Genomic DNA, 25,387 nt, shown 5'->3' with positions numbered 1-25,387 from the left:
CGCCGACCGCGAACCGGCCGGGTTCGCACTGGTCAGAGCGTCCCCCTGGCAGAATGCTCGGACCGACAGCCGAGCAAGGAGACGCGACCATGGCAGACGCGGCAGTCCCCGAACCGGTGGCGTCGTTCATCGACACCGTCAACAGCCATGACGAGAGCGGGTTCCTCGACGCGTTCACGCCGGACGGTGCGGTGGACGACTGGGGCCGCACGTTCACCGGCCGCCAGGCGATCAAGGCATGGAGCGACAACGAGTTCATCGGCGCCCGCGGCACCCTCACCCCGGAAGACGTCACCACCGAGGGCGACAGGGTCGTCGTGGTCGGCGACTGGCGCAGCGAGCATGCCAACGGGCTCAGCCGCTTCACGTTCGACATCGCGGGGGACAGGATCGCCATGATGACCATCCGCGAAGGCTGACTCTCGCACCCCGCCCCGCCGCCCCCGCTGGCGCGATCGGCGTCCGGACGCGGGGCGAGGGCGCCGCCCCGCCCCGATCCATAGACTGCGCCTATGCATTGGTGGGGACGCTGACGTGGACGCGCGGCAACTGTCCTATTTCCTGGCGGTCGTCGACCACGGCGGGTTCGGCCGCGCTGCCGAGCACCTGCACCTCGCCCAGCCCTCGCTGTCCCAGAGCATCGGCGGCCTGGAGCGGGAGCTGGGCGTGGACCTGTTCCACCGGGTGGGCCGGGGCGTGGTGCTCACCGACACCGGGGCCCGGCTGATCGAACCGGCCCGCCAGGTGGTGCGCGACCTGGAGGTGGTGCGCGACACCGCGCGCTCGGCCAACGGGCTCCGCAGGGGGCGGGTGGACCTGGTGTCGATGCCCTCTCCGGGGATCGAACCGCTCACGACGCTGATGGCCGCATTCGCCGGGGAGTACCCGCTGGTGACGGTCAACGCTGCGGGCGCGTTCACCCCCGAGGAGGTGGTCGGGCAGGTGCGTTCCGGGGCGGCGGAGATCGGGCTGCTGGGGTCGGCCGGGCACACCCGCACCGCGGACCTGAGGGTGCTGCCGCTGGAGGACCAGCCCCTGGTCCTGGTGTCCCCGCCCGGAACGGACGGCCCCGACCCCGACCGGATCGCCCGTGCCGACCTGGCCGGGCTGCGGCTGGTCGCCTCCCAGCGCGGGAGCCTCATGCGCCAGCTCGTGGACGACGTCCTGGCCGGCGGGGGCGACGTGCACCTCGCCGCCGAGGTCGACCACCGCACCTCGATCCTGCCCCTGGTGCTGTCAGGGCTGGGGCACGCCGTCCTGCCGTCGTCCTGGACGACCATGGCGACCCGCTTGGGCGCCCGGGTCCGCCTGATCGAACCGGTCTCCCACCTGCGCGTCGCCATCGTCAGCCGCGCCTCGCGGTTGACGCCCGCCGCGCGGGCCTTCGTCGGCGCCGCCGAACGCTACGCGCAGGAGCACGCGCAGGAGCACGGGCAGGGGGACGGGCACGGGGACGGGCAGGGCCACCAGGCATAGGCGGCGCCTATGGGTCCCATCGGGGACCGGTCTTGGACGCGGCCGGAACCGGCGCGCTTGACTTGCCCGGAGCCGGACCGACGGAGGAGCCATGTCCCAGACCCGCCACTTCCACATCGCGGCCATCCCCGGTGACGGCGTCGGAGGCGAGGTGGTCGAAGCCGGCCGCCACGTGCTCGACGCCCTGGCCGCGGCCTCGCACGGCACCCTCGCCTTCACGTGGCGGGAGTTCCCTTGGGGCTCGGACCACTACGCCCGCACCGGCAGGATGCTCGACGAGGACGGCCTCGACCAGGTCCGCGACTTCGACGCCCTCTACTTCGGCGCCGTGGGCTGGCCGACCGTCCCCGACCACGTCAGCCTGTGGGGGCTGCGCCTGCGCCTGTGCCAAGGCTTCGACCAGTGGGCCAATGTCCGGCCCGTGCGCTTCCCGCCCGGCGTGACCAGCCCGCTGCGCAGGGCCGACACCGCCGAACTCGACTGGGTCGTGGTGCGCGAGAACTCCGAGGGCGAGTACGGCGGGTTCGGCGGCCGCAACTTCGCCGCACGGGGCAGGGGCGGCGAGGTGGCCGTGCAGTCGGCGGTCTTCACCGAGGTCGGGTGCGAGCGCATCATCCGCTTCGCCTTCGACCTGGCCCGCACCCGGACCCGCCGCAAGGTCTCCAGCGTCACCAAGAGCAACGCGCAGCAGTACGGCATGGTGCTGTGGGACGAGGTGTTCACCCGTGTCGCCGCGGACTACCCCGACGTGGCGACCGAGAGCGTGCTGGTCGACGCGATGGCGGCCAAGTTCGTCCTGCGCCCGGAGGACCTCTCCGTTGTGGTGGCCTCCAACCTCAACGCCGACATCCTCTCCGACCTCGGCAGCGCCCTGGCGGGGAGCCTGGGCCTGGCCGCCAGCGCCAACCTCAACCCCGAGCGCCGCTACCCCAGCATGTTCGAGCCGGTCCACGGCTCGGCCCCCGACATCGCGGGGAAGGGGGTGTGCAACCCGATCGGCGCCGTCGGCAGCGCCGCCCTGATGCTGGAGCACTTCGGGTTGGCCGCGGAGGCCGAGCGGGTGCAGCGGGCCATCCGGACGACGTGCGCCCAGGGCGTGCTGACCGCGGACGTGGGCGGCGGCGCCACCACGAAGGACGTCACCGCGGCGCTGATCGACAACCTCGCCGACTGAGCCTTGGCACCCCGCCCGCATGCCGGCGTCTCGGCCGGGCATCGTGCCCGGCCGGGCATCGGTTCGGCCGGGGTGTGCGGCGGGTCAGAGGAACAGGATGGTGAGGCCCTGCCACAGCAGGAGCGCGCCGAACAGCAGCGCGACGGCGGTGCGGATGTGGTCGCCGTAGGTGACCAGCGTCTGCCGGGCGCGCTGGAGCACGGACGCGGAGTCGACGGTGGGCAGGGCGGCGGTGATCACCGGCACGGCGATCCCCACGCAGCACACGAGGGCGAAGACGGCGGCCGCCAGCAGGGTGTCGCCGACCCCGAGCGCGAAGCGGCCCAGTACCGCGGAGGCGGCGAGCAGCGCGATGATGTTCAAGGGGTTGGCGACGTTGAGCGGCGCGGGGGCCAGTGCAGCCTCCGGGCGTCCCAGCCAGTCGAGCGCCGAGAGCCACCGGGGCGGTTCGCGGACGCCCGCCTCGGGGTGGTGCAGCACCTTCGCCGCCACCGCCCCGCCGAGGACGACGAGAGCGGCGCCCATCAGCAGCAGCAGCCACCCGGTGACGGCGTGCCTGAGCCCGCCCCAGAACGGCTCGCCCAGCAGCGGGGACAGCAGCGCGGGGGCCAGCAGGCAGACGGCGAACCACCCCGCCAGGAACGTGAGCCCCTTGCGCATGCCGTCGGCGCCGGTGAGCAGCTGGATCATCGCGACGATGGGGACCGGTGAGACGATGATGGCGATCGCGTAGGGCAGTATCGCCGTGATCACGTAGCCCATGGCACCCTCCTGCGTCCGCCGGGTCCGCCCGGTGCGGACGGCCCGTGTGTGCGCCCGCCGGTGTCGTGTGCCGCCAGGCGTGCCTCGGTGCGGCTGCCCGGGCGGCGGCGGGTGAACCGCCGCATGGGTCGATGCCGAACGGGTTTTTGCCCCGGCTTGACGCGAAGGGGCGGGGCCCGCACCGGTCGACGGACCGGGGCGGCGCCGGAGGGGGCGGGGAGTGCCGGGGGAGCGCAGCAGGAGGGGCTCTGGCGGAGCGACGGGGGAGCGCCGCCGATCCGCGGGCGCCACTGTCGGAGGCGCCCGGGTCGCGGCGGCGCCCCGCCCGGTTCCGTGTCAATCCCGAGCGACGGCCTCGATCACCGAGTAGGGGTAGGTGGGCGACGGGATCGGCGTGTCCTTGACGCGCCGGAGCCCCGCCCGCTCCAGCAGGGTGTCGAACTCGGCGTGGTCGCGTTCCCGCCCCTGGGTCACCATCAGCATGTTCATGTCCATGAGCGCCGCGTCCAGACCGGGCGCCCCGGTCTCGCCGACGACCATCTCCACGACGCAGATGCGGCCGCCCGGGTTCATCGCACTGCGGCAGTTCCGCAGGATCCGCACGCCGCTCTCGTCGTCCCAGTCGTGCAGGATGAACTTGAGGAGGTACAGGTCGGCCGACGGCACGGACTCGAAGAAGTCGCCGCCGGTAACGGTCACCCGGTCCTGGAGACCGCCCCGTTCGGCCTCCTCCTGCGCTCCGGCCACGGTGGCTGGCAGGTCGAGGACCACACCGGCGACCCCGGGGTCGCGCCGCATGAGCTCGTGGACGAAGGCGCCGTTGGCGCCGCCGACATCGACGGCGACCCCCACCCCTGCCGTATCGATCACCGCGGCCGCCTCGGTGCCGATCGCCGCGGTGAGGTCGGTCATCGCGGCCGAGAACAGCGCGCCCTCTGCGCCGTTGCCCGAGAAGTAGTCGAAGAGCGGACTGCCCAGGACCTCGGCCGTGCGGCTGCTCCCCGCCCGAACCGCCTCGGTGGCCGCACCCCAGCTCTGCCAGTGACCGGGCGCAGCCTGGACCCTGGCCCAGTTCGCCAGGGTGCCGTCGGCGCTCCTACGCAGGGCGCCGAGCAGGCGCGTGGCCGCGAACCGGTCGGTCTCGGCGTCGTAGGACACCAGCTCCAAGGCCACACACGCCCGCATCAGCCGGAACACCGCGTGCGGGTCGGCCGACGCGGCTTCGGCGATCTCCCCGGCGGTCCGGGGCCCCTCCCGGAGGTGCTCGGGCACTGACAGATCCGCCACAGTGCGGACGACCTGACTGATCCACATGCCCTGGCTGTAGGACATCATCCGCTGGTAGTCGGCGCTGTGGATCTCTTCCATGGCAGTCATCTGCGTTTCCCTCCACGGGCCCGGGCGCCGGACGGCACCGCGGTTCCGCTCGCTCTCGATTCCGGCTTCCCTGTCCCGCACGGCGCCCACCCCGCCCGCCGAACGCCCCGGCCCATGAGATGTCCCGTCCCGCCGCAGGCCGCCCGGCCTTTGCGCGCCGCACGGGAAGCCATTGAAAACCATGCCGCAACGGCATGGTCAAGCCGCGTTCTCGGCAACAACTCGGCGCCACGGCCGCGACAATCGAGAACCCTCCCGCGGCGAGACTCCGGCGTGTATTCGGCGCCATTATCACGTGGGAAATGCATTCCGTTCTACCGGAATACATTTTCTTGGCGTAACCGTAAGCGACCGCCCGAATGCAATCCCCGACGCCTCTGACGTGAATGGGGCCGCGGTGGTTTACGCGTTGCCCCGTTTCGGCCATCCCCATACGCGCCGGTGACAACGGGTCTACGGTTCCACCCACCCCCGCCTTAAGGAGCCGTTGTGTCCTATTACCCACCCCCGCCCACACCGCCGCCACCCCCGCCATTCGCCCGCACCGCACAGCAGCGCAGCGGTCTCGCCATCGCAGGCTTCGCGATCGGCGCCGCCAACATCCTCTGTGTGTTCGCCCTGGTCATTCCGCCCTTCGTCGGTCTCATTCTCGGCATCCTTGGGCTCGCCCAGATTCGACGCGGCGAACGCTCTGGCACAGCACTGGCCGGTTGGGGTATCGGCCTCAATGCGTTCTTCAGCCTCATGGCCGTACTCGTGGTGATCGGCATGATCGTGTCCCCACCCGAGGAGCCGCGCGTCGCGCCGGAACCGTCCCCGTCCTCGTCGCCGACGCCGAGCCGGGCCCCGAAGACCGAGAAACCCACCGCGGAAGAGACCGAGAAGGAGAAATTGGAGCGCGAAATCCCCGAGGAGCCCGAGGAACCCGAGGAACCGACCCGGCCGACCACTCGGGGACCCGAACCGGAGCCAGAACCAGAACCCGAACCCGAACCGGCGCCGGAGGTCCACTTCGAGAATTGCGATGCCGCTCGCGCCGCCGGCGCCGCGCCTGTGCGCGCCGGGCAGCCTGGTTATGGTCGGCACCTCGACCGCGACGGCGACGGAGTCGGCTGCGACACGTAGTACGGAGACGGTAAGGGTGCAGCCGTCCTTCCCTCTACCGAAAAAGCCGCCAAAGGCATGTCGGGATTCCGCCGTATCTTGACGAGTATGACCATCAATGCCCGCCCTCTCATCCCCCGAGTCGAACGGCAGCACCGGTTGATCGAGGAGCTGCGCACCAGCGCTCCCCGGGCGCTGACGGCCGACCAGCTCAGCGCCCGGCTGCTGTTCACGGCCCGGACCGTCGAACGTGACGTCGCCGAGCTGGTCGAGGCCGGGGTGCCGATCACCGCCCGCCGCGGCCGCGGCGGGGGGTACTCGATCGACTCCCGCCGGGAGCTGCCGCCGCTGGTCTTCACCCCCGGTGAGGCGTCGGCGTTGATCGCTTCGCTCACGGTCATCGGGCCGTACGGCTCCGCCACGGCGAAGTCCGCCATGGCGAAGCTGCTCGGCGCGCTCTACGGAGAGGGCGGACGACCATGAGCGCGCCCGCCGTGGAACTGGATCACGTGGTCATGCGGTACCGCGACGCGACCGCGCTGGACCGCGTCGACCTGCGGGTGCCGCCCGGGACACTGACCAGCCTGCTGGGGCGCAACGGCGCGGGGAAGACGACCGCCGTCCGCGTCCTGACCACGCTCGAACGGCCGACCTCGGGCACGGCCCGCGTACTCGGTCACGACGTGCGGCGTTCGGCGGGCGCGGTGCGGCGGCTGATCAGCAGTGTCGGCCAGGCCACCACCGTCGAAGGGGCCCTGACCGGACGGGAGAACCTGCGGCTGATCGCGCGGCTCTGGGGCCACCGCCGGGCGTCCGCCGCCGACCGCGCCGCCGAGATGCTCGACCTGGTGGACCTGGCGGAGGCCGCCGACCGGCGGGTGCGCACCTACTCCGGCGGCATGCGGCGGCGGCTCGACCTCGCCGCGAGCTTCGTCGGTGCGCCGTCCGTGGTCTTCGCCGACGAGCCGACGGTCGGCCTCGACCCGGTCGGCCGGCGGCGGATCTGGCGGGTGATCACCGAACGTGTCGCGGCCGGGACGACCGTGCTGCTGACCACCCAGCAGTTGGACGAGGCCGAGGAGCTGAGCGACGAAGTCTGCCTGCTCGACTCCGGCCGCCTGGTCGCGGCGGGCAGCCCGGCCGAGCTGATCGCCGGACTGCCCGGCGACCGGGTCGAACTGGCGGTCGCCGACCCGGAGCAGCTCGGCGCGGTGGCCCGGACCGTGCGCCGCATCGCGGCCGCCGAACCGGTCGTCGAGCGCGGGAACGCGACGGTCGCGGTCACGGTCCGGCGGGGCGCTGTCCGAAGAGCTGCGGCGCGGCGTGGTGGACCGGTTCGCGACCATGCCCGCCGGCGTCGCCGCCCTCGTCCTGGGCCGGACGGCGGGGGACCTGATCCGGGCCGGGGCGGCGGTGGCGATCATGATCGGGCTCGGGGTGCTGCTCGGGCTGCGGTTCCCCGGCGGTGTGTCCGGCGCGGTCGTCGGCACCGGCCTGCTGCTCCTCGCGTGCTGGGTGTTCTGCTGGCTCGGGGCGATGACGGCGCTGCTCGTCCGCGGCACCGAGGGCGCCCAGTACGGCGTGTTCGTCGTGCTGTTCCCGCTGACGTTCATGAGCTCCGCCTACGTCCCCGCGGAGAGCATGCCCGGCCCGCTGCGCCTGCTCGCCGCGTACAACCCCATCACCGCCCTGGTCGACGCGGTCCGGGCCTGCTTCGACGCCGGAGCCGGGGCGAGCACACTGCTGCCCGCGGTGGTCTGGCTCCTCGCCCTGACCGCGGTGGCGCTCCCGCTGACACTGCGCCGCCTCCACCGCCGAACGCCGTCCTGAACACACCCGCCCGCCGCGCCCCGGCACACGACCGCGGCCGCGCACACCGGTGGCCAGGTGGCCGCCGATCAGGCTGGTCGGCGCAGCGGCGCCGTGGACGAGGGCAGCCCGGCGGCCCTCGTCCACCATCGGCCCGGGGCCGCGCCCCCCGTCCTGCCGCGGCCCGCCCACTGGGCGGGACAGATGCGGGGGCCGGAGGGACGGGGCTGGTCAGGCGAGGCCGAGGGCCGGGGCGAGTTCGCGCAGGGTCGGGAGCGGGTCGGCGGAGGGGTCGTCGCCGAGGACCTGGACGAGCACGTGGTCGGCGCCCGCGTCCAGGTGCCGCGTGAGGTGCGCGGCGATCGACTCGGCGTCGCCCATGGCGACCATGCCCTCAGCCAGCTTGTCCGAGCCGCCGTCGACCAGGTCGGACTCGGCGAATCCCTGGCGCAGCCAGGAGTTGCGGTAGTTCGGCAGTTGCGAGTAGACGTGCAGGTGCTGGTGCGCGCGCTCCAGGCCGGTCCGCCGGTCGCTGGTGAGAGCGACGGCCTGCTCGCTGACCAGCCACCTGTCGGGACCCAGCAGTTCGCGGGTGCTCGCGGTGTGCTCCGGGGTGACCAGGTAGGGGTGCGCCCCGTCTGCGGCGTCGGCCGACAATTCGATCATCTTCGGGCCCAGCGCTGCCAGCAGCCGGGCCGGGCGCCGGGCGCCCGGTTCGGCCTCGGGCGGGACGGCGTCCATGGTCGCCAGGTAATCCCGCATGGTGCTCAAGGGCTTGGAGTAGGAGCCGGCGTAGCTGTGCTCCACCAGTGGGGCGTGGCTGACGCCCAGCCCGAGCACGAACCGGCCCGGGTGAAGGGCGCCGAGCGTGCGGGCGCCGGCCTCGGCGGCCGGAGCGCTGCGGGCGTGGATATTGGCGATTCCGGTGCCGACCACCAGCCGCCCGGTGCCGCCCAGCAGCGCGGCGGCCTGCGTGAACGCCTCCTTGCCGCCGGCCTCGCCGTAGAACAGCGAGGCGTAGCCGAGCTGCTCGATCTCGTGGGCGCGGGAGATCACGTCGTTGATCGACCACCGGTCGCTGGTCCACCAGACACCGACGCGAGAGCTGAAGTTGATTTCGGCCATGCCGCAGAGGCTACCGGCGCCTCCCGAGCCGCACGGGACCGACACTGCGAAACAGCGCCCGAACCGGGATTTCTCGCTTGTGCGAAGTCGGCCGGGCGGGGCTCGAACCCGCGGACCCGAGGATCGCGAGGTCCGTGTTCCACCCGTCGTGGGGCGAGGGCTAATCTGGCTCGATGTGTTGATCACCGTGGTCCTCGCCGCGCTGGCCCTCGGCCCGGAATTGGCGGTGCCGGGGTGGGCGGCCACGGCCGCCTTCATCCTCCAGGTGGGCCTCTGCCACCCGAGGACCAGGTGGCTGCGCGGCCCGTGGACGCTGATGGCGCAGGCCGCCCTGTTCCCCTGGGCCGGGCTGCCCGGCTTCCTCGCGGGATCGGTGCTGCTCGTCGTGCCGGGACGGTCGCGGTGGGCGCTCTTCGCCTGCGTCGTCGCCGCGGCGGCGCTGTCGGACACCACGAGCGTCTACGCGTGCGCGAACGCGATCGGCAACACGATCTCCCAGGGTCTGGTGATCTTCCTGTTGACGCGGCTCGGCGAGGTCCGGGCCGAACTGCACGCCACCCGGGGCCTGCTGGCAGCGGAATCGGTGCGCGTCGAACGCGAACGCGTCGGCGACCAGTTGGAGACGTCGATCGGCGACGCGCTGACCGGGATCATCCGGTGCGCCGGGCGGCACGACATGGCCGGCGTCATCGCACTGGCCAGGCGGGCGGCGCGGTCGGCGCGCGAGAGCCCGCCGCCGACGGCGGTTCCCGAGGTCGCCCCGACCGACCTGACGCCGCGCCTGGTGCTGCCGATCATGGTCGCGGTCCACGCCGTCTACCTGGTCGTCGCCGCGCTCTTCGTGATCGGGCAGGAACCGGGCGGCCCGGCCCTGGCCGTCCACCTGCCCTTGCTGGCCGTCGTTGTCGGCCTGCACCTGCACCACTCGACACCGCGCCCGCCCGTGTCGCGGCCCCGCTTCGCCGCGTGGACCCTGACGGCGGAGGTCGCGTTGGCGTGCGTGCCGCTGTTCACCCCGGGCATGCCGTACTCGCAGCTCGTCGGGCTCGCCGCCGGTGCCGTACTGACGCTCGCGCGCGGCTGGTGGTCATGGCTGATCGCGGCCGCCGCGGTACTGGCCGTTCCGACCACCCTGGCGGCGCGCGGCGTCGCGACGGCGGACGTGCTGATCCTGACGTTGGACGTGGTCGCCATGACGGTGATCTTCTACGGCATCGCGATCACCACCCGGCTCGTCCACCAGGTGCACGAAACACGCCGGCAACTGGCGGAGATCGCGGTCCTCCGGGAACGGAACCGGATCGCGAAGGACGTGCACGACCTGCTCGGCTACGGCCTGTCGGCGATCCTGGTCACGGCGGAGCCGGCGGCGCGGACAGGGGCGCCCGGCGACCGCCGATTCGAGGAGATCGCAGGCATTGCGCGCCGCTCTCTGGGCGACCTGCGGGCCATCCCCGGCGGCAGCACCGAGATCTCACTGGACGGCGAGTTGCGGTCCGCCGGTGACGTGCTCTCGGCGGCGGGCACCACGCCCCGGCTGGACCTCGGCCACGGAACCCTGCCGCAACGCACGGACGAGGTCCTCGCCAGGGTCGTGCGGGAGGCGGTGAACAACGTGCTCCGGCACAGCCGTGCGCGCGCCTGCACGCTGGAGACGGGCCGCGGGGAGGGCACCGTATGGCTGCGGGTCGCCAACGATCGGGGCAACGACCGGGGCGAGGCGCTTCCCGCGACCGGCGGGCGCGGGCAGGGCATCCCCAATCTCACCGAACGCATCGGGGCCTGGGGCGGAACCGTGACCGCGGCACCCGCCGACGACGGGTTCGAGCTGCTGGTCCGGCTCCCCGCGGGAGCACCGGACCGGTGAACCGGCCGGTCGTCACAGCCAGTCGGCTTCGGCGGCGATCCGCACCGCGTCGAGCCGGTTGCGGGCGTCCAGCTTCGTGACGATGGTGCTCAGGTAGTTGCGCACGGTGCCCTTGCTCAGGTGCAGTCGTGCCGCGATCTCGGCGTGGTCGGCGCCGTCAGCGGCCTGGCGGAGCACCTCGATCTCCCGCGCGCTGAGCGGGTTGTCGCGCACCGCCAGCGCGGCGGCGGCGAGCGCCGGATCGAGGACGCGCCGGCCGGCCGCCACCGCGCGGATGGCGTCGGCGAGCTCGTCCGGCGGCGCGTCCTTGGCGAGGAACCCGTCCGCCTTCGCCGCCATGGCCCTGCGGACGACGGTCGGCCTGCTCAGCGCGGTCAGGATGAGCACCCGGCAATCGGGGAGTTCCGCACGCAGCCCGGCGGCCGCGGTGATCCCGTCGACACCGGGCATGTCGACGTCGAGCACTGCCACATCGGGGCGGTGGACGCGTGCAGCGGGGAGCACGGCGTCGCCGGTGGCGACCTCGGCCACGACGGAAAGGGCGGATTCCCGGGAGATCAGCGCGGCGAGCGCACCGCGGACGAGATGCATGTCCTCGGCCAGCAGCACCCTGATCGGATCGGACGCCATGGCGGCCTCCCCTCCTGGTGTGCACGCGCCGCAACGCACCGGCCGGAGCGCGGCGTACCGGACTCGACGCCGCCCGCGGGCGCCGGGCACCGATCCTAGCGGGCACGGCGCCCCGACCCGGAGCCCGCGGTGCCGGAGCGCGGCACGCGTCGGCCGCGAGTACCGGCCGCACGGATGTCCGGTTTGTGCATTCTGCATGCGGAGGCGCTGACCAGGGGCACTACCGGCCGGACCGCCGACGCGGAATGCTCGTGTCCGACACTGCGGACCTGCGCAGTGCCCGCGTTCCGACACCGCGTTCCGACACCGCAGTCCGGTGCTGCGCCCGCGGTCCGGAGTCCGGCCGACCTCCCCTCAGACGGGTCCCGGTGACCCGCGTCTACGCCCGGTGAACGGGATCCCGACCCGCGGGCGCGGGCGACCCGGACCCGGCGTCCGCACTACGAACCACCGCCACCCCGTAAGGAGCACGGCATGACACGCCTCGCAGCGTCCCCCGAACAGCGGGAGGCGCCTCCGGCCGCACCCCGGCGGGCGCGGTCGGTCTGGTGGGTCGTGCTCGCGGTCCTGCTCGTGTCGGGCACCACGACCGGCCTGCTGACAGCGACCGTGCAGCAGGTCGAGCCGCCCACCGCGGCGGAGAACGTCGACAAGCGGGCCGTCTCGTTCGTCGAGCGCCAACTCCAGGCCGCCAACGCGCCCGATGCCGCCTTCGCCGTCGTGCGCGACGGCGAGGTCACCGCCTCGGGTGCCACCGGCAGCGGGATCACCCCGGATTCGCCCATGCTGGTCGGTTCGCTGAGCAAACCGGTCACGTCGCTGGCCGTCATGCGGCTGGTGGACGCGGGCACGATCGACCTGGACGCGCCGGTGCGGGAGTACCTCCCCTGGTTCACCACAGCCGACTCCGCCGACATCCGCGTCCGGCACCTGCTGGAGCAGACGAGCGGCCTGCCCACCTCGGCCGGCCTGGGAGACCTGAACACCCCCGAGGTGTCGCTGGAGGAGCGCGTCCGCGCGGTGTCCGAGGTGGCGACGGTCAGTGAACCGGGCACGCGCTTCCACTACTGCAACAAGAACTTCGCGACCCTCGGGCTCATCGTGGAGGAGGTCACCGGCCGCGACTACGCCGACCACCTCCAGGACGAGGTCCTCGACCCACTGGAGATGGCCGACACCTACACCGACATGGACCGGGCCAGGGACAACGGCATGGTCGAGGGGGCGGCCGTCCTGTTCGGCGCCGGCCTCCCGCGGACCGCGCCGGCGTTCCCCGGCGCGCTGCCCGACGGCTTCCTGGTGACAACGGCCAACGACCTCGCCCACCTCGTCCAGGTGCAGTCGGACGGCACGTACGAGGGGAAGACCGTCGTGTCCGCCGCGTCGCTGAAGGCGATGCACGAGCCCGCCGTGGGCACCGGCGACGGCGTCTTCCCCATCACCGACCGCTATGCGCTGGGGTGGGGAACGGGCACGCTCGACGGCAACCCCGTCGTCGCACACGACGGCGACCACTTCGCCTACCACGCGGACGTGGGCATGCTTCCCGAGCAGAAGGCGGGTCTCATCGTCCTGACCGCCCGCAACGGGCAGCTGTACGACCCGGCCGAAGCCTACGAGGGCGGGATGGCCGTCCTCGCGGGACTGCCCGAGCCCCCCGTCGAGTACGCGTTCCTCTCCACCTACCTGACCATCAACACGATCGGCGCGATCACCGTTGTCATCCTCGCCGCGACGCTGGCGCGGATCCCGCTGCGGCTGCGCCGTGCGCGCGAACGCTCCGCCCGGGACGGCGCCTGGCGCGCGGTGCTGCTGCCCGGACTCGCGTGGCTCGCGGGAGGCGTCGCACTGTACGCCGGGGTCTTCTTCGGGCTGGGCATGACCATGGACTTCATCGGCCCGATGCCCGTGGCGACGGCGTTCGACTCGGCCCCCGACATCACGGTGCTCGTGCTCGCGGCCGTGGGAACGCTGGTCCTGCGCGGCCTGATCATCCTCGCGGCCGGCCCGTTCATGCTCTCCCGGTCGCGCGCCACCCGCCCCACGCCCACCCCGTGACCGCCCCGCGTCGACGCACCCCCGGAACGTGCAAGAGCCCCGCCGCGTGGAGCCCCTGCATTACCCGTCGGGTAATCGACCGGAGACCGGCCGGCTGCCATTGTCGCCGGACCGGTCGACGCGCGAGAGGACAGTTGCGGTGGCGAATACGACGAAGGTGCAGAGGGCGGCGCAATGGTGGATCGAGGAGGTGCTGGCGAAGTCGGGTCCCGCCAAGGCACTGGGCATCGAGTTGGTCTCTGTGGAGCCGGAGCGAGTCGAGATCCGGATCCCGTTCAACCGCGACCTTGTGACGCTGGGCGACACCACGCACGGCGGCGTCATCGCCACCCTCGTCGATGTGGCGGGGAGCGCGGGCTCGGCATCCGGCGTCGAGGGCGACGACGCCACCGGCGGTGCCACATCGCATCTGTCGGTCACGTACCTCCAAGCCGCCGAGGGCTCGGATCTCACTGCCGTCGCGAATGTCACCCACCGGACGTACACCAGAACACTCAGCGATGTCGACGTCCGTGACGCCGCTGGTGGCCTGGTCGCCAAGGGAGCGGTGATCAGCCGCATCTTCCGACGTGGCGGGAGTAGCAGTACGTCGCTGAGTGCCTGAAATCCTGGTGCCGGCCTGGCGCGATCATGGATCCGGCCGAGACCGAGAACGGCACGTCGATCGGCGCGCACTTCCGGCTCCTCAAGCGGTGGGTAGCATCCGTTCCGTGTGCATCTCGATGGACCGGGCGGAGTTCTCCAGCGAAACGCTGGGCGAGTCGGGCTCCCGGTGCTCAGGGCTCGCTGCGGGGGGCGGTGGGGGTGAGTGTCCAGGAGGTGAGGAGGTCGAGTGCATGGCGGGACGGGGAGCCGGCTTCCGTGCTGTAGAGGAAGACGGTCGCGTCGGAGTCTCCGGGGAGGGTGAGGGTTTCGTACTGCACGGTGACCTCGCCGACGAGCGGGTGAAGCAGCCGTTTGGACCCGTGGGTGCGCTGGTGGACGCGGTGCTGCTGCCACCAGCGGTCGAAGTCCGCGCTGCTCTCCCGCAACTCGGCGACAAGTTCCCGGGTGGACCGGTCGTCGGGGTCGCGGCCCACTTCGAGGCGGAGGGTCTCCACGGCCGCGCGGGCTTGGACGTCCCAGTCGACGAAGAGGGCGTGGGCTTCGGGCGCGAGGAGGAGCCAGCGTGTGTAGTTGCGGCGAGTCGGCGGCAGGGCGTCGAAGTCGGTGAAGAGCGCTTTGGCCGTCCGGTTGATGCCCAGCACGTCCGTACGGCGTCCCAGGACCAGGGCGGGGGTGCCTTCCATGGAATCCAGCAGTTGGTGGAGGCCGGAGCGCAGGCGCTGGACGGTCGGCGGGCGCCGGTGGCGGGGAGCCGCGGTGCCGATGAGGTCGTTGAGGTGGGCACGTCCGGCGGCGTCGAGCTCCAGCGCCTGGGCCAGCGCTTCGACCACCGCGGCTGAGGGGATGATGGTGCGTCCCTGTTCGAGGCGGGCGTAGTAGTCGGCGGAGACACCGGCCAGCCGCGCCACCTCTTCGCGTCGCAGGCCCGGTACGCGGCGTACGCGGGTGTCCGGCGGCAGCCCGGCGCGTGCCGGATCGCACTGGGCGCGAGCCCGGCGCAGGAAGTCGGCGAGTTCGCGGTTCGGGGCGGCCATGGCTCCAGTATCGCCGATTCGCTGCGGCCGCGCCTGCCTCACCAGGGACTGTCAGTCCTAGGTAGGGCGGACCGAGGCAGGTCAGGGCCGATGAGCACCGCCTCCGGGCGGCCGGGGCGGGTGACAGTGGAGACGGTGCCGGATCAACCGATCCGGCGGTCCCGGTCTCCACAGGTGACCGGCTGAAGGCGAGAAGCAGAGGCAGAACCCATGAGCCGCATTCTGATCGTGATGTCCGCAGCCGACGTATGGGAGCGCACCGACGGCTCGCAGTACCCCACGGGCTACTGGGCGGAGGAGCTGGCCGCGCCGCACGAGGCGTTCGTCGGCGCCGGCCACACCGTCGAATTCGCCTCCCCAGGAGGAGTGTTGCAGCCGCTGGACCGGCACAGCGCCGACCCGGCGATCGCCGGGCCGGACTGCGCCCGGCACGTGGCCCACGCCCGGAAGGCGCTCGGCGACTTCGGGCCGCTGCTGAAGCTGGCGGAGGTCTCGGCGGCCGATTACGACGCCGTGGTGCTGCCTGGCGGGCACGGCCCCGTGGTCGACCTCTTCCAGGACGCGAACCTGGGCCGGCTGCTGATCGAGGCAGACCGCGCCGGCAAGGTCATCGGCGCGGTCTGCCACGGGCCGGCCGCGCTGTTGTCCGCAGTCGACGAGCAGGGCGCGTGGATCTTCTCCGGGCGGCGGATGACCGCGTTCACCGACGAGGAGGAGCGCATGTTCGGCACCGCCGACAACGCTCCGTGGCTGCTGGCGAGCCGACTGCGCGAGAAGGGCGCCCGGCACGAGCAGGGAGCCCCGTACCAGGCGTTCACCGTTCAGGACGCCAACCTCGTCACCGGCCAGAACCCGGCCTCCAGCACCCCCATGGCCATCGCGATCAACACCGCGCTGGCAGCGGACTGACCCCCGCCCCCGGGAGCTGAGAACTTCGGCGTGTACCAGGCGTGGCCAGCCGCTGAAACCCACTGAGAGCAACCGTCAACCACCATCGCGGGATTCGCGATGACAGCGCTGCTGCCGCCGGGGATAGATCCGCAGTGCGGTTCGAGTCCCGCGGCGCGCGTCTGCCCGCTGGATCCGGATCCGGCGATCACGCACCTGTTCGACACCGCCTGGCCGCGGATCCCCGAACTCTGGGGAGGTATGACGTCTATCATCGCCATTAAGCGCCGCACTGCCTGATATTCTCGTCATAGATGAGAGGGGTCGTCATGGCGGGGTACAGGATCGACGGGCAGCTCACCGCGTTCGGCGAGCATGTGCGGGGCTGGCGCATGGTCCTGGGCCTCACCGCCCAGCAGGTCGCTGAGCGGGCCGACATCACGCGCGACACCCTGCGCAAGATCGAGACTGGGGACCCGGGCGTGAACTTCCGCAGCGTCGCCCAGGTGCTCCGCGCGCTCGGCGTGCTCGACCGAGTCGTCGACACGATCGATCCTTTGAACAGCGACATCGGGCGCCTGCGGGCCGGCAGCCTCACGAAGAAGCGGGCCCGATGACCGCCGTCGAGGTCTTCATGGACGAGGAGGGAAGTGCAAGGCTGGTCGGCCAGGCGCACTTCACCCGGACGCGTGGACAGATCTCCACGACCTTCCTGTACGACCCCGGCTACCTCGCTGGCGACGGCATGAGCATCGACCCCGCGCTCCCCCTCGTGTCCGGATCCCAGCACCAGGCCGGACTCGTGCGGGCCTTCGCCGACAGTGCACCGGACCGGTGGGGACGGAATCTGATCGAGAAGGCGGAGCGGACCCGCGCCCGCGAGGAAGGCCGAGTACCCCGCAGGCTCGACGACCTCGACTTCCTCCTCGGCGTCAGCGACGACACGCGCCAGGGCGCTCTGCGCTTCCGCCTGCCCGGCCGCGAAGAGTTCCTCGGCAAGCCCTCGAGCGTGCCCCGGCTCGTCTCGCTGCCGGAGCTGCTGCGGGCATCCGACGACCTCGCCTCCGACGAGGACCCGAGCCGGGCTGTCAAGCAGCTCCTGGACACGGGCACCACGGGCCTCGGCGGCGCACGCCCCAAGGCCTCCGTGCGCCTTGAGGACGGGTCCCTCGCCATCGCGAAGTTCCCGCACGGCAGCGACCAGTGGGACGTCATGGCCTGGGAGGCCACAGCGCTCGACCTGATGGAGAACGCGGACATCCGCACGCCCCGCAGGAGGCTCACCCGCGTGGGCGGGCGCAGCGTGCTGATCCTGCGCCGGTTCGACCGCACGGACACCGGGCGCAGGATCGGCTACATCAGCGCCATGGCGGCGCTGGGCTCGACCGACGGCGAGCACCGCGACTACGCCGACATCGCCGAAGCGATGCGCGACCTGTCGCGCTCTCCCCGACTGGACCACCACGAGCTCTTCGACCGCGTCGTCGCGAGCGTCGCGCTCGGCAACACGGACGACCACCTGCGCAACCACGGCTTCCTGACCAGCCGCGGCGCATGGACGCTGAGCCCGGTGTTCGACGTGAATCCGACCTCGGATCCGTGGCGGGCCCGCTCGACCTCGATCATGGGAGCCGACGCCCAGCCCGACGAGGCCGACGCTCTGCTGGCATTCGCGGAGGAGTGCAGCCTCACCGCGTCGCAGGCACGCGAACGGATGCACCGCGTCGCAGGAGCGCTGGCGACGTGGAGGGAGCAGGCGCGCACCAACGGCGTCCGCGAGCAGGAGATCACGATGATGGCCGAGTCGATTCAGCAGCGGCTGGAGGCCGTGCTCGCGGCAGCTTCGTCAGGAGCCGGACACCCATGAGCGTCGGCATCGGAGGCGGGCGAGGCCGCGGAGTTCGACACCCGAACCCCGCACTGGTTCGGATCCACCAAAGGGCTGCGCCGCGGCGAGGCGTGGGGCTCACCAGAGCGTGTTCCCCGAGGTCGCCGAGGCCGCCGCCGAGGCCACGGCCGCCCTGCTCACCTCCGCCGCGAAGCAGAAGGCCTGAGGCCGGTCCCCGAAGGGACACCCGCGGAACCGCTTCCCGGGCCAGGGGAACGGCACCGCTGCCTCGGTCGCCGGGAGCGACGGTCGGCGGCGGGTGCGTGGGCGCAGTGGCCTGCGTTGACGACCGGGTGCGAACTCAAGAGCACACGCGCGGCGCACATGGGCGCCTGTTCCTGGGATGCAGGTGGTGCTTGCAGGTCTTTGACCTTGGGTTTCTTGCGCACCCGGCAGGATTCGAACCTGCGGCCGTCGGATTAGAAGTCCGATGCTCTATCCACTGAGCTACGGGTGCCTGGTTGAGCGTCTGTGAGCAGGCAATATACCAACTTTGCTCGGTCTTGCCGTAGTAGCACACCGTTCGTCCGGCGTGGGATTGGGGGAGTCTCCGTGCTGGAGGGTGCGCCCGCTACCGCGGTCGAGGGACCCGCCGCGATGGAATCGCGGCGCATCGACCCGGGCGAAGGCGCGCCCGTGTGAGACCACCAACCGCTACGGAGACACAATAACCCCATTCGCCCGGTTTCAAGGGCGGCAGGGCCGAGCCGGGGACGCGGTGCCGATCGTGTCGGCGGGGCCGCGTCCTGGAGCGTCGGCGGTGTTCCCGGGCGCGGACCGCTGCGCTGTCGGCATCTATCCAAGCACTTTAGGGCGGGGTGGCGGCCGCACCCGGCCGGATGGCAGAGGGCGGCGTGTCCCGCGTACCGGGTCTGTGGGCGGGTGCCGCCATCGGACGGCGGGCCCGATAGATGGGCCGGATCCGGCCACCCCGGTCGTCCGTCTGAGGGGCCGCGTGTCCCGTCACCAGGTCCACCAGCCGCCGAACACGTCGAACACGTCGAAAACACCGATGACCGAGATGATCGCTGTGATGGTCGCGATGTCCATTGGACGACCTCCCTTCGCGCCGTGTGGCGGGGCGGGGAGGAACGCACCCGTGGGTCGAACGTAATCGCAGGTCGGAACGTGTTGCAACGGAGTGGGTGCGGATTTGGTCGGGCGGCGGTGCAAGCCTGACCCGGTCGTGTCGGTCGCCCGTTCACACCCAGATCCGCCTGCCCGGTCACCCGTTGCTCGGTTGCCCGTTACCCGTCATCGGGTCACGATCGCCCCGCCCGGTCGACCGTCCCCGGTCACGGGTCGCCCCGCCCGGTCACCCGTTGTCCGGTCACCGATCGCTCCGTCCGGTCGGCCGTCTCCGGTCGCCCGTTGTCGGGTCACTGATCGGCCCGTCCGGGCTCTCCGTCAGCCGGCTGCGGTGAAGGACTCCACGCAGGTGTCGCGGAGGTCGGCGAGGCGGTTCCACTCGTCCTCGGCGGTGGCCCAGGCCACGGTCGCGTGCCCGCCTGAGCTAAGGGTCATGCTGCGGGTGAGGAGGTGCCGCTTCTCGCCGTCGTCGTTCCAGGTGAACTCCCAGTCGGCGGCGGACTCGGCGCCGGGCGCCTGCCCGGATACGTCGTCGATGCGGATCCGCTCGTACCCCGGCAGCCGGCCCGTGGACTTGGTGCCGCGTTCGCTCTCGGTCACGTGCGCCACCTGGTCGTCCGTGGGGTGCGGACGCAGGTCGACTTGCAGGTAGGCGGGGCCGTCGGGGTCGTCGTAGTACACGCTGTCGCCTTCGGCCCGGCGCTGCCAGCCTTCGGGGACGCGGATCTCGAACCCGGCCGGGTCCGACCGCACCGTGGTCGGCGCCCCCTGGCCGTCCTTTGATGTGGGCTCCGCGCTGGCGGCGCCGTCCTGCTTGGTCACCGCTCCGCCCTTCGACGGGGCGGAGCCGGGCTGCTGCGAGGTGCCGACTCCGGTGGCGCCTTCGGACCCGGCCCTGTCGGGCGCCAGGACGAGGAACGCCGCCAGTGACGCGGCGATCAGGGCCACCCCCAGCACGGTGACGGCGATCGGCCACGCCAGCGAGCCCTTGCCGCGGCGGTCGGCCGGTGGTTCGGACGGCGGCAGCTGGGGCGAGTAGACCTGGGCCGGCTGCGGCGTGTGGGCGGTGGCCTGCGGGGCGGGCGTCGGGGTGTTCTGGGTGCCGTCCTGCCGACCGGACGCCGGTCCGAGCGCGGCCGCCGCCCCGAGTCCGGACGCCGATCCAGGGTCGGCCGCCGTCCCGAGGCCCGAAAAGGACGCCGAGCCCGCTGTCGCGGTCCCCTCCGAGGCGAGGGTGAGCAGCCGCCGCGCCTCCTCGGAGTCGATCCGGTCCTCGGGGGACTTGCGCAGCAGCCCTTCGAGCGCCATGGCCAGAGGGCCTTCGACGGGGAGGCGGGGGAGCGGCTCCATGCGGACGGCGCTGACGGTCTCGGCGATGTCGCCGCGCTGGAAAGGGGACGAGCCCGACGCGGCGAACCACAGTGTGGCGCCCAGCGACCACAGGTCGGTCTTCGCGCTCGCGGGGTGCAGGTCGAGGCGTTCGGGCGCGAGGTAGGCGGGCGAGCCCACGAGCCCCGAGGTGCGGGTCAAGGCCGCGCTGCCCTCGATCAGCGCGATCCCGAAGTCGGTCAGGACCGCGCGGTCGTCGTCGGTGACCATGATGTTCGCGGGTTTGACGTCGCGGTGCAGGATGCCGAGCCGGTGGGCGGTGTCGAGGGCGGCGAGGACGGAGAGGCCCCAGCGGGCCGTCCGGACGGCGTCGCGCGGGCCGTCGGCGCGGACCAGCCTGCTCAGCGAACGGCCCGACACCAGCTCCATGACGATCCAGGGCCGCCCGCCGTCCTCGACCACGTCGTGGACGGTGACGATCGAGGGGTGCGCACCCATGGCGGCGGCCTGGGCCTCGCGGCGCATCCGTTCGGCGAGGTGGCCGTGCTCGCTTTCGCCGAGGTCGTCGGGGAGCAGCAGCTCCTTGAGCGCCACCGCGCGGTTCAGACGTTCGTCGTGGGCGCGCCAGACGCGTCCCATGCCGCCTCGGCCGAGCTCGTCGACCAGCCGGTAGCGGCCGGCGACGGGCCGGTCTGCTCCGGAGGGCTGCTGACTCATAGTCGATCCGCCAGTCCTGTTGGGGGGCGCGTTGTCGGAGCGCCGGGAGGGACGGCGTCCTGGGGGCCGCGCTCGCCGTGGCGTACGGGATCGCGGTGTGCGTGGCTACGCACTCGCCCGATTGTGGCACTGATGCGGCCCGTGCGTCGTTTCCGGGCGGCCTGTGGCGGTCGTCCCGGGCTGTGTGCCGCGGCGCGGGAGCCTGTGGACAACCCGTATCGCGATGGTGCCGGCGTGGTCGGCCGGGTACCGTAGGTGCTGATCAAGCGGTCATGTGAACGCGGGTTCCACGGCGCGCCCCCATCGGTGCGGCGCCGTTCCGAAGATGCCGAGCGCCCCCGCAGCGACGACCACCGCTCCCGCCCGTCCGGGGCGGCGCCCGTGTTCGCCCCCTCCAGTTCTGGAGCCAGCATGTCCACTGCCATTGCCGATCCGGCCCAACCGCTGCCGCGGCGCGAGGTCACGCTCGTCCTCGATCCCGATACCCACGCCGAACTCCTCCGCGCGGCCGATGGTGCCGACCTCGCCGCCCACCTGCGCTCGCTGGCGGGCCGCTACGCGCGCTGGTGCGAGCTCCGCGACTGGCTGGTCCAGTTGGAGACCGCGTACGGCCCGCTGCCGCCCGAGGCGCTGGAGCGCATGCACCGCCAGATGCTCGGCCTGGCCCGCCGCGCGTCGTCCGCTCCCGCGACCCTCACGCTCGGGTTCGACCCCGAGGAGTTCGCCGCACTGGGGGCCGCGGCCCGCTGCCGCCCCCTTGCCGACTACGCGCGCGAGGTGCTCATCGAGCACCTCACCGCCGCCCCGGGGGCCGCGTCCGATGCGGCGTCGCCCGGTTCGCCGCCCGACTGATCCCGCGCCCGGCCGGTCCACCCCGGTGGACCGGCCGCAGGGCGATCACATCATCGACAGCGAGCGGATGTAGTTGAACTGCTGGTGCAGGTGCTGCACCTGGGGACGGCTGTGCGCCGGGATCTGGGTCGAGTGGAAGAAGTTGCCGTTGCGCACGGTCACCTGCACGCTGCCCGAGGCGCTCGTCTCCTTCACCAGCAGGAAGAACAGGCTGAAGACGCAGATGAAGAAGAATCCGAGGATGGCCACGATGAGGGCCCACGGCGCGATCTTCTCCTCGACGTGCGTCATGTCGTTGATGGACCAGGTGGCGCCGCGCAGCGGGCAGCTCCCCGCCGGCGTGATGATCTCGGTCTGGGTCACCGTGATATCGCCGATGGTCGCCACCGGGGGGCCGCCCTGGGGGACGGGCGCGTGGTCGGGCATCGCCTGCCAGCCGCCGGTCTGGGGCGCCTGGGCGGGGTTGTAGGGCGCCATCTCCCCGGAGGGGTAGCCGCCCGATTGCGGGTATCCGCCCGGCTGCGGGTAACCGCCCGACTGCGGGTAGCCGCCCGACGGATTGCCCCAGTCGGGGGCGCCCTGCGGTGGGTAGGGGGTGCCGCCGGGCTGCTGGCCGAAGTCGCCAGGTCCGGGCTGCGGTTCGGGGTAGTGGCTCATGGGCCGATTCTTGCAAACCCGGCGGGTCATGGGGTATGCCCGCACGCCATTTCGCCGCGCGGGGCCGCGGCGCCGCGCACCGAGCCGCGCCCACGCGGCGGTCAACTGTCCGGATCCGGCCAGCTCGGCGCGGGGGCGGGCCGATCGCGCGGGACGCCCGCGGCGGCGCCGGGCGTGGCACCGATCGCAAACCGTTGCCGGGCAGAGCGTGCCAGTCCGCTACACGCGGGTAGTTTAGGGGTACCCGCCAACGGACGGGAGGCCGGTATCCATGCCGTTGTGGATCATCTGGATGGTGGTGGCCGTCGCCCTGGGCGTCGCGGAGATCTTCACGCTGACGCTCTCCTTGGGGCTGCTGGCCATCGCAGCGCTTGCGGCAGGGGTTGTCGGAGCGTTGGACCTGGGTCTCGCGGCCCAGTTGCTGACGTTCGCGGCCACCTCGGCGGCAGGGCTGCTCGTCGTACGCCCGATCGCGCGCAGGCACCTGCGCACACCGCCCCTGTTACGGTCCGGGACCGCCGCGCTCGTCGGCCGCACCGGGCTGGTCGTCAAGGAGATCAGCGGCGAGCACGGCCGCATCAAGCTCTCCGGCGAGGAATGGTCGGCGCGGTGCCTCGACGAGACCCAGGTCATTCCCGAAGGTGCGAAGGTCGACGTCATGGAGATCGAGGGGGCCACCGCCGTGGTCTACCCGCGTGAGGCCCTGCCCTGACCGGTGCGACTCCGCGCACCCGCGCCACCCCGCCCAACGAATCCGACAGTGACTTGGCAGGCAGCAGATGTTCGGTTTTGAAGTGTTCCTCATCGTTATCGCGATTCTGGCGGTCCTCGCGGTCATGTCCACGGTCCGCATCGTCCCCCAGGCGCGCGCCTACAACATCGAGCGGTTCGGCCGCTTCCTCCGCACCCTGCAACCGGGGCTGAACTTCATCATTCCGGGCGTCGACCGGGTCAACACGAAGTTCGACCTGCGCGAGCAGGTGTTCTCCTCGCGGCCGCAGCCGGTCATCACCGAGGACAACCTCGTCGTCAACATCGACACGGTGCTCTACTACCAGATCACCGAGCCCAAGGCCGCGGCGTACGAGGTGGCGAACTACCTCCAGGCAATAGACCAGCTGACCGTCACCACGCTGCGCAACGTCATCGGCGGGATGGACCTGGAGCGCACGCTGACCTCCCGCGAGGAGATCAACACCCGGCTCCGGGGCGTCCTCGACGACGCCACCGGCAAGTGGGGCATCCGTGCGAACCGGGTCGAGATCAAGGCCATCGACCCGCCGCCCTCCATCAAGGAGGCCATGGAGAAGCAGATGCGCGCCGAGCGCGACAAGCGCGCGGTCGTGCTGCACGCCGAAGGCGAGCGGCAGTCGCGGATCCTCACCGCCGAGGGCGCCCGGCAGCAGGCCATCCTGGAGGCCCAGGGCCAGCAGCAGGCGGCCATCCTGCGCGCCGACGGCGAAGCCAAGGCCATCGAGCGCGTGTTCCAGGCGGTGCACCGCAACAACGCCGACTCCAAGCTGCTCGCCTACAAGTACCTGGAGACCCTGCCGTCGCTCGCCAACGGCGAGGGCAACACCTTCTGGGTGATCCCCGGCGAGCTGACCCAGGCCGTCCAGAGCGTGTCCAAGGCGTTCGGCGGCCCGGCAGCGTCCGACGGCGCAGCGGCCGCGGCGCCCCAGGAGGAGCCGGCGGCGTCCGAGGACACCGGGGAGTCGCCCACGCCCGAGCTCACCTCCGGCGACCCGGTCAGGGACGACGCCGTGAACGCGGCCACCAAGGCCGCGGAGAACGCCGCCGCCGCGGTCGCCGACGCCAAGGCCGAGGCCGAAGCGGCGGCGGGCACACCGGGCAAGGGCGGCGGTGCCTCGGCGGGCTCCGGCGGCTGAGCCGCGCTCGCACACAAGACCGGGGGGCGCCGTCGCAGACGGCGCCCCCCGGTTCGTCGGTGCCTCAGGTGAGCAGCAGCTTGCCGGTAGTGCGCCGCGCGGTGAGGTCCTCGTGGGCGCGCCCCGCGTCGGCGAGCGGGTAGCGCCCCCCGACCCTGACCTCCAGCCGCCCGTCCTGCACCAGCCCGAGCAGCGCGGCGGAGCGCTCCAGCAGTTCGGTGCGCTCGGCGACGTAGTGGGCGAGGGTCGGCCGGGTCAGGAACACCGACCCCGCGGTGTTGAGCCGCTGCGGGTCGACCGGCGGCACCGCGCCGCTGGACTGGCCGAACAGCGCGAGGACGCCGCGCGGGCGCAGGCTCGCCAGGCTGGCGTCGAAGGTGGCGGCCCCGACACCGTCGTAGACGGCGGCGACGCCCGTTCCGCCGGCGCGGTCCCTGACGGCGGCGGCGAGGCCCGCGGAGTCGCCCGCGAAGCCGTCGTAGCGGATGACGTCGTCGGCGCCCGCCTCGCGCGCGAGGCGCTCCTTCTCCTCGGTGGACACCGTCCCGATGACGCGTGCGCCGCGCAGCTTCGCGAGCTGGGTGATGAGCAGCCCCGTTCCACCCGCGGCGGCGTGCACGAGGACGGTGTCGCCCGCGCGCACGGCGTGGGTGGAGTGGGTGAGGTAGTGGGCGGTGAGCCCCTGCAACAGGACGGCCGCGGCCTGCTCGAAGCCGACTCCGTCGGGGAGCGGGACGGTGCGGTCGGCCGGTACGGCGGCCTGTTCGGCGTAGGCGCCGGGCCGCATGGCCCAGCCGACCCGCTGCCCCACCGCGAGGCCGGTGACGCCGTCGCCCACGGAGAGGACGGTCCCGGCCGCCTCGACCCCGGGCACGAACGGGGTGTCGACGGTGTAGGCGCCGCTGCGCTGGTACACGTCGATGAAGTTGACGCCGCGGGCCTCGATGCCGACGACCACCTCGCCGGGCCCGGGAACGGGGTCGGCGACCTCGCTCATGGTCAGGACCTCGGGCCCGCCCTGCTCTTTGATGACAATGGCACGCATAGGTGCGATCC

At 72.4% G+C, this 25,387-nt stretch carries 24 protein-coding genes, 1 tRNA gene and 1 pseudogene; 17 read left to right on the top strand and 9 right to left on the bottom strand.

The annotated features are described in order from the left end of the window. Positions 1 to 89 precede the first annotated feature (89 nt). From CLV63_RS01730 to CLV63_RS01720, 3 genes are all read left to right on the top strand, one after another. A complete protein-coding gene (locus CLV63_RS01730) occupies positions 90 to 419 on the top strand; it encodes a nuclear transport factor 2 family protein (RefSeq protein WP_106581040.1) in 330 nt (109 codons plus the stop codon). A gap of 115 nt (positions 420 to 534) precedes the next feature. Continuing rightward, positions 535 to 1,476, top strand: a complete 942-nt coding sequence (locus CLV63_RS01725; protein WP_106581039.1) for a LysR family transcriptional regulator — start codon at positions 535 to 537, stop codon at positions 1,474 to 1,476. Positions 1,477 to 1,567: 91 nt separating this feature from the next. After that, the gene (locus CLV63_RS01720; protein ID WP_106581038.1) at positions 1,568 to 2,650 is read left to right on the top strand and encodes a tartrate dehydrogenase; all 1,083 of its coding nucleotides are present in this window, start codon (positions 1,568 to 1,570) and stop codon (positions 2,648 to 2,650) included. 84 nt (positions 2,651 to 2,734) lie between these two features. On the opposite strand, the gene CLV63_RS01715 is transcribed toward CLV63_RS01720, so the two are convergent. After that, positions 2,735 to 3,412: a GAP family protein gene (locus CLV63_RS01715; protein WP_106581037.1), complete on the bottom strand. Its 678-nt coding sequence runs from the start codon at positions 3,410 to 3,412 to the stop codon at positions 2,735 to 2,737. 336 nt (positions 3,413 to 3,748) lie between these two features. Then, entirely contained in the window at positions 3,749 to 4,789 is a 1,041-nt protein-coding gene (locus tag CLV63_RS01710) for a methyltransferase (RefSeq protein ID WP_106581036.1), read from the bottom strand. A gap of 489 nt (positions 4,790 to 5,278) precedes the next feature. Between CLV63_RS01710 and CLV63_RS34370 the strand changes: the two genes are divergently transcribed. From CLV63_RS34370 to CLV63_RS01680, 4 genes and pseudogenes are all read left to right on the top strand, one after another. After that, on the top strand, positions 5,279 to 5,914 hold the full coding sequence (locus tag CLV63_RS34370) for an excalibur calcium-binding domain-containing protein (RefSeq protein ID WP_245928518.1): 636 nt from the start codon (positions 5,279 to 5,281) through the stop codon (positions 5,912 to 5,914). 87 nt (positions 5,915 to 6,001) lie between these two features. Continuing rightward, the gene (locus tag CLV63_RS01695; RefSeq protein ID WP_211301091.1) at positions 6,002 to 6,376 is read left to right on the top strand and encodes a helix-turn-helix transcriptional regulator; all 375 of its coding nucleotides are present in this window, start codon (positions 6,002 to 6,004) and stop codon (positions 6,374 to 6,376) included. Further along, a pseudogene (locus tag CLV63_RS35200) lies at positions 6,373 to 6,804 on the top strand (ATP-binding cassette domain-containing protein); the annotation flags it as partial. The gene CLV63_RS01695 and the pseudogene CLV63_RS35200, both read left to right, overlap by 4 nt. Positions 6,805 to 7,216: 412 nt before the next feature. After that, positions 7,217 to 7,723, top strand: coding sequence for an ABC transporter permease (locus CLV63_RS01680; protein WP_106581033.1), 507 nt, complete (start codon positions 7,217 to 7,219; stop codon positions 7,721 to 7,723). Positions 7,724 to 7,933: 210 nt separating this feature from the next. On the opposite strand, the gene CLV63_RS01675 is transcribed toward CLV63_RS01680, so the two are convergent. Then, positions 7,934 to 8,827, bottom strand: coding sequence for an LLM class F420-dependent oxidoreductase (locus CLV63_RS01675; protein WP_106581032.1), 894 nt, complete (start codon positions 8,825 to 8,827; stop codon positions 7,934 to 7,936). Between the two features lie 175 nt (positions 8,828 to 9,002). On the opposite strand from CLV63_RS01675, the gene CLV63_RS01670 reads away from it, so the two are divergent. Beyond that, the gene (locus tag CLV63_RS01670) at positions 9,003 to 10,694 is read left to right on the top strand and encodes a sensor histidine kinase (protein WP_146165500.1); all 1,692 of its coding nucleotides are present in this window, start codon (positions 9,003 to 9,005) and stop codon (positions 10,692 to 10,694) included. Between the two features lie 12 nt (positions 10,695 to 10,706). Here CLV63_RS01670 and CLV63_RS01665 read toward each other — a convergent pair whose 3' ends face one another. Further along, entirely contained in the window at positions 10,707 to 11,324 is a 618-nt protein-coding gene (locus CLV63_RS01665; protein WP_106581030.1) for a response regulator transcription factor, read from the bottom strand. A 474-nt stretch (positions 11,325 to 11,798) separates the two neighbouring features. Here CLV63_RS01665 and CLV63_RS01660 point away from each other — a divergent pair, with 474 nt between their 5' ends. Both CLV63_RS01660 and CLV63_RS01655 read left to right on the top strand, forming a co-directional pair. Further along, a complete protein-coding gene (locus tag CLV63_RS01660) occupies positions 11,799 to 13,382 on the top strand; it encodes a serine hydrolase domain-containing protein (protein WP_106581029.1) in 1,584 nt (527 codons plus the stop codon). A gap of 139 nt (positions 13,383 to 13,521) precedes the next feature. Next, positions 13,522 to 13,986, top strand: a complete 465-nt coding sequence (locus CLV63_RS01655) for a PaaI family thioesterase (RefSeq protein WP_170134114.1) — start codon at positions 13,522 to 13,524, stop codon at positions 13,984 to 13,986. Between the two features lie 172 nt (positions 13,987 to 14,158). On the opposite strand, the gene CLV63_RS01650 is transcribed toward CLV63_RS01655, so the two are convergent. Continuing rightward, positions 14,159 to 15,022: a helix-turn-helix transcriptional regulator gene (locus CLV63_RS01650; RefSeq protein WP_106581027.1), complete on the bottom strand. Its 864-nt coding sequence runs from the start codon at positions 15,020 to 15,022 to the stop codon at positions 14,159 to 14,161. A 210-nt stretch (positions 15,023 to 15,232) separates the two neighbouring features. Between CLV63_RS01650 and CLV63_RS01645 the strand changes: the two genes are divergently transcribed. The 4 genes from CLV63_RS01645 (at position 15,233) to CLV63_RS01635 (ending at position 17,777) form a co-directional block, all read left to right on the top strand. Next, positions 15,233 to 15,931 carry a type 1 glutamine amidotransferase domain-containing protein gene (locus CLV63_RS01645; RefSeq protein WP_106581026.1) on the top strand — a complete coding sequence of 233 codons (699 nt, stop codon included), beginning with the start codon at positions 15,233 to 15,235 and terminating at the stop codon, positions 15,929 to 15,931. A gap of 99 nt (positions 15,932 to 16,030) precedes the next feature. Continuing rightward, positions 16,031 to 16,210 carry a hypothetical protein gene (locus tag CLV63_RS33110; protein WP_146165499.1) on the top strand — a complete coding sequence of 60 codons (180 nt, stop codon included), beginning with the start codon at positions 16,031 to 16,033 and terminating at the stop codon, positions 16,208 to 16,210. 14 nt (positions 16,211 to 16,224) lie between these two features. Continuing rightward, positions 16,225 to 16,527 carry a helix-turn-helix domain-containing protein gene (locus tag CLV63_RS01640; RefSeq protein ID WP_211301090.1) on the top strand — a complete coding sequence of 101 codons (303 nt, stop codon included), beginning with the start codon at positions 16,225 to 16,227 and terminating at the stop codon, positions 16,525 to 16,527. Next, a complete protein-coding gene (locus CLV63_RS01635; protein ID WP_106581024.1) occupies positions 16,524 to 17,777 on the top strand; it encodes a type II toxin-antitoxin system HipA family toxin in 1,254 nt (417 codons plus the stop codon). Before CLV63_RS01640 ends, CLV63_RS01635 begins: the two co-directional genes overlap by 4 nt. Before the next feature lie 405 nt (positions 17,778 to 18,182). On the opposite strand, the gene CLV63_RS01630 is transcribed toward CLV63_RS01635, so the two are convergent. Together CLV63_RS01630 and CLV63_RS01625 are read right to left on the bottom strand one after the other, a co-directional pair. Further along, a tRNA-Arg gene (locus tag CLV63_RS01630) sits at positions 18,183 to 18,255 on the bottom strand. Between the two features lie 950 nt (positions 18,256 to 19,205). Then, positions 19,206 to 20,933, bottom strand: a complete 1,728-nt coding sequence (locus tag CLV63_RS01625; protein ID WP_106581023.1) for a serine/threonine-protein kinase — start codon at positions 20,931 to 20,933, stop codon at positions 19,206 to 19,208. Positions 20,934 to 21,344: 411 nt separating this feature from the next. Between CLV63_RS01625 and CLV63_RS01620 the strand changes: the two genes are divergently transcribed. Next, positions 21,345 to 21,785, top strand: coding sequence for a hypothetical protein (locus CLV63_RS01620; protein ID WP_106581022.1), 441 nt, complete (start codon positions 21,345 to 21,347; stop codon positions 21,783 to 21,785). 45 nt (positions 21,786 to 21,830) lie between these two features. Here the strand turns inward: CLV63_RS01620 and CLV63_RS01615 are convergent, their stop codons facing one another. Then, positions 21,831 to 22,442, bottom strand: a complete 612-nt coding sequence (locus CLV63_RS01615) for a hypothetical protein (protein WP_106581021.1) — start codon at positions 22,440 to 22,442, stop codon at positions 21,831 to 21,833. 271 nt (positions 22,443 to 22,713) lie between these two features. On the opposite strand from CLV63_RS01615, the gene CLV63_RS01610 reads away from it, so the two are divergent. Both CLV63_RS01610 and CLV63_RS01605 read left to right on the top strand, forming a co-directional pair. Then, a complete protein-coding gene (locus tag CLV63_RS01610) occupies positions 22,714 to 23,154 on the top strand; it encodes an NfeD family protein (protein ID WP_106581020.1) in 441 nt (146 codons plus the stop codon). A 67-nt stretch (positions 23,155 to 23,221) separates the two neighbouring features. Beyond that, the gene (locus CLV63_RS01605; RefSeq protein ID WP_106581019.1) at positions 23,222 to 24,331 is read left to right on the top strand and encodes an SPFH domain-containing protein; all 1,110 of its coding nucleotides are present in this window, start codon (positions 23,222 to 23,224) and stop codon (positions 24,329 to 24,331) included. Between the two features lie 64 nt (positions 24,332 to 24,395). Here the strand turns inward: CLV63_RS01605 and CLV63_RS01600 are convergent, their stop codons facing one another. Then, complete coding sequence (locus CLV63_RS01600) at positions 24,396 to 25,376, bottom strand: quinone oxidoreductase family protein (protein ID WP_106581018.1); 981 nt, start codon at positions 25,374 to 25,376, stop codon at positions 24,396 to 24,398. Positions 25,377 to 25,387 lie beyond the last annotated feature (11 nt).

The organism is Murinocardiopsis flavida (genome assembly GCF_003014485.1).
In the GTDB taxonomy this organism is placed as follows: domain Bacteria; phylum Actinomycetota; class Actinomycetes; order Streptosporangiales; family Streptosporangiaceae; genus Murinocardiopsis; species Murinocardiopsis flavida.
This window is presented reverse-complemented; position numbering and strand designations above follow the sequence as displayed.

Excerpts from the sequence above, each read along its gene's own strand:
- CLV63_RS01730 (WP_106581040.1), top strand. The coding sequence starts at position 90 with ATGGCAGACGCGGCAGTCCCCGAACCGGTGGCGTCGTTCATCGACACC.
- CLV63_RS01720 (WP_106581038.1), top strand. The coding sequence starts at position 1,568 with ATGTCCCAGACCCGCCACTTCCACATCGCGGCCATCCCCGGTGACGGC.
- CLV63_RS01715 (WP_106581037.1), bottom strand. The coding sequence starts at position 3,412 with ATGGGCTACGTGATCACGGCGATACTGCCCTACGCGATCGCCATCATC.
- CLV63_RS01710 (WP_106581036.1), bottom strand. The coding sequence starts at position 4,789 with ATGACTGCCATGGAAGAGATCCACAGCGCCGACTACCAGCGGATGATG.
- CLV63_RS01695 (WP_211301091.1), top strand. The coding sequence starts at position 6,002 with ATGACCATCAATGCCCGCCCTCTCATCCCCCGAGTCGAACGGCAGCAC.
- CLV63_RS01675 (WP_106581032.1), bottom strand. The coding sequence starts at position 8,827 with ATGGCCGAAATCAACTTCAGCTCTCGCGTCGGTGTCTGGTGGACCAGC.
- CLV63_RS01665 (WP_106581030.1), bottom strand. The coding sequence starts at position 11,324 with ATGGCGTCCGATCCGATCAGGGTGCTGCTGGCCGAGGACATGCATCTC.
- CLV63_RS01660 (WP_106581029.1), top strand. The coding sequence starts at position 11,799 with ATGACACGCCTCGCAGCGTCCCCCGAACAGCGGGAGGCGCCTCCGGCC.
- CLV63_RS01650 (WP_106581027.1), bottom strand. The coding sequence starts at position 15,022 with ATGGCCGCCCCGAACCGCGAACTCGCCGACTTCCTGCGCCGGGCTCGC.
- CLV63_RS01645 (WP_106581026.1), top strand. The coding sequence starts at position 15,233 with ATGAGCCGCATTCTGATCGTGATGTCCGCAGCCGACGTATGGGAGCGC.
- CLV63_RS33110 (WP_146165499.1), top strand. The coding sequence starts at position 16,031 with ATGACAGCGCTGCTGCCGCCGGGGATAGATCCGCAGTGCGGTTCGAGT.
- CLV63_RS01640 (WP_211301090.1), top strand. The coding sequence starts at position 16,225 with ATGAGAGGGGTCGTCATGGCGGGGTACAGGATCGACGGGCAGCTCACC.
- CLV63_RS01635 (WP_106581024.1), top strand. The coding sequence starts at position 16,524 with ATGACCGCCGTCGAGGTCTTCATGGACGAGGAGGGAAGTGCAAGGCTG.
- CLV63_RS01625 (WP_106581023.1), bottom strand. The coding sequence starts at position 20,933 with ATGAGTCAGCAGCCCTCCGGAGCAGACCGGCCCGTCGCCGGCCGCTAC.
- CLV63_RS01620 (WP_106581022.1), top strand. The coding sequence starts at position 21,345 with ATGTCCACTGCCATTGCCGATCCGGCCCAACCGCTGCCGCGGCGCGAG.
- CLV63_RS01615 (WP_106581021.1), bottom strand. The coding sequence starts at position 22,442 with ATGAGCCACTACCCCGAACCGCAGCCCGGACCTGGCGACTTCGGCCAG.
- CLV63_RS01610 (WP_106581020.1), top strand. The coding sequence starts at position 22,714 with ATGCCGTTGTGGATCATCTGGATGGTGGTGGCCGTCGCCCTGGGCGTC.
- CLV63_RS01605 (WP_106581019.1), top strand. The coding sequence starts at position 23,222 with ATGTTCGGTTTTGAAGTGTTCCTCATCGTTATCGCGATTCTGGCGGTC.
- CLV63_RS01600 (WP_106581018.1), bottom strand. The coding sequence starts at position 25,376 with ATGCGTGCCATTGTCATCAAAGAGCAGGGCGGGCCCGAGGTCCTGACC.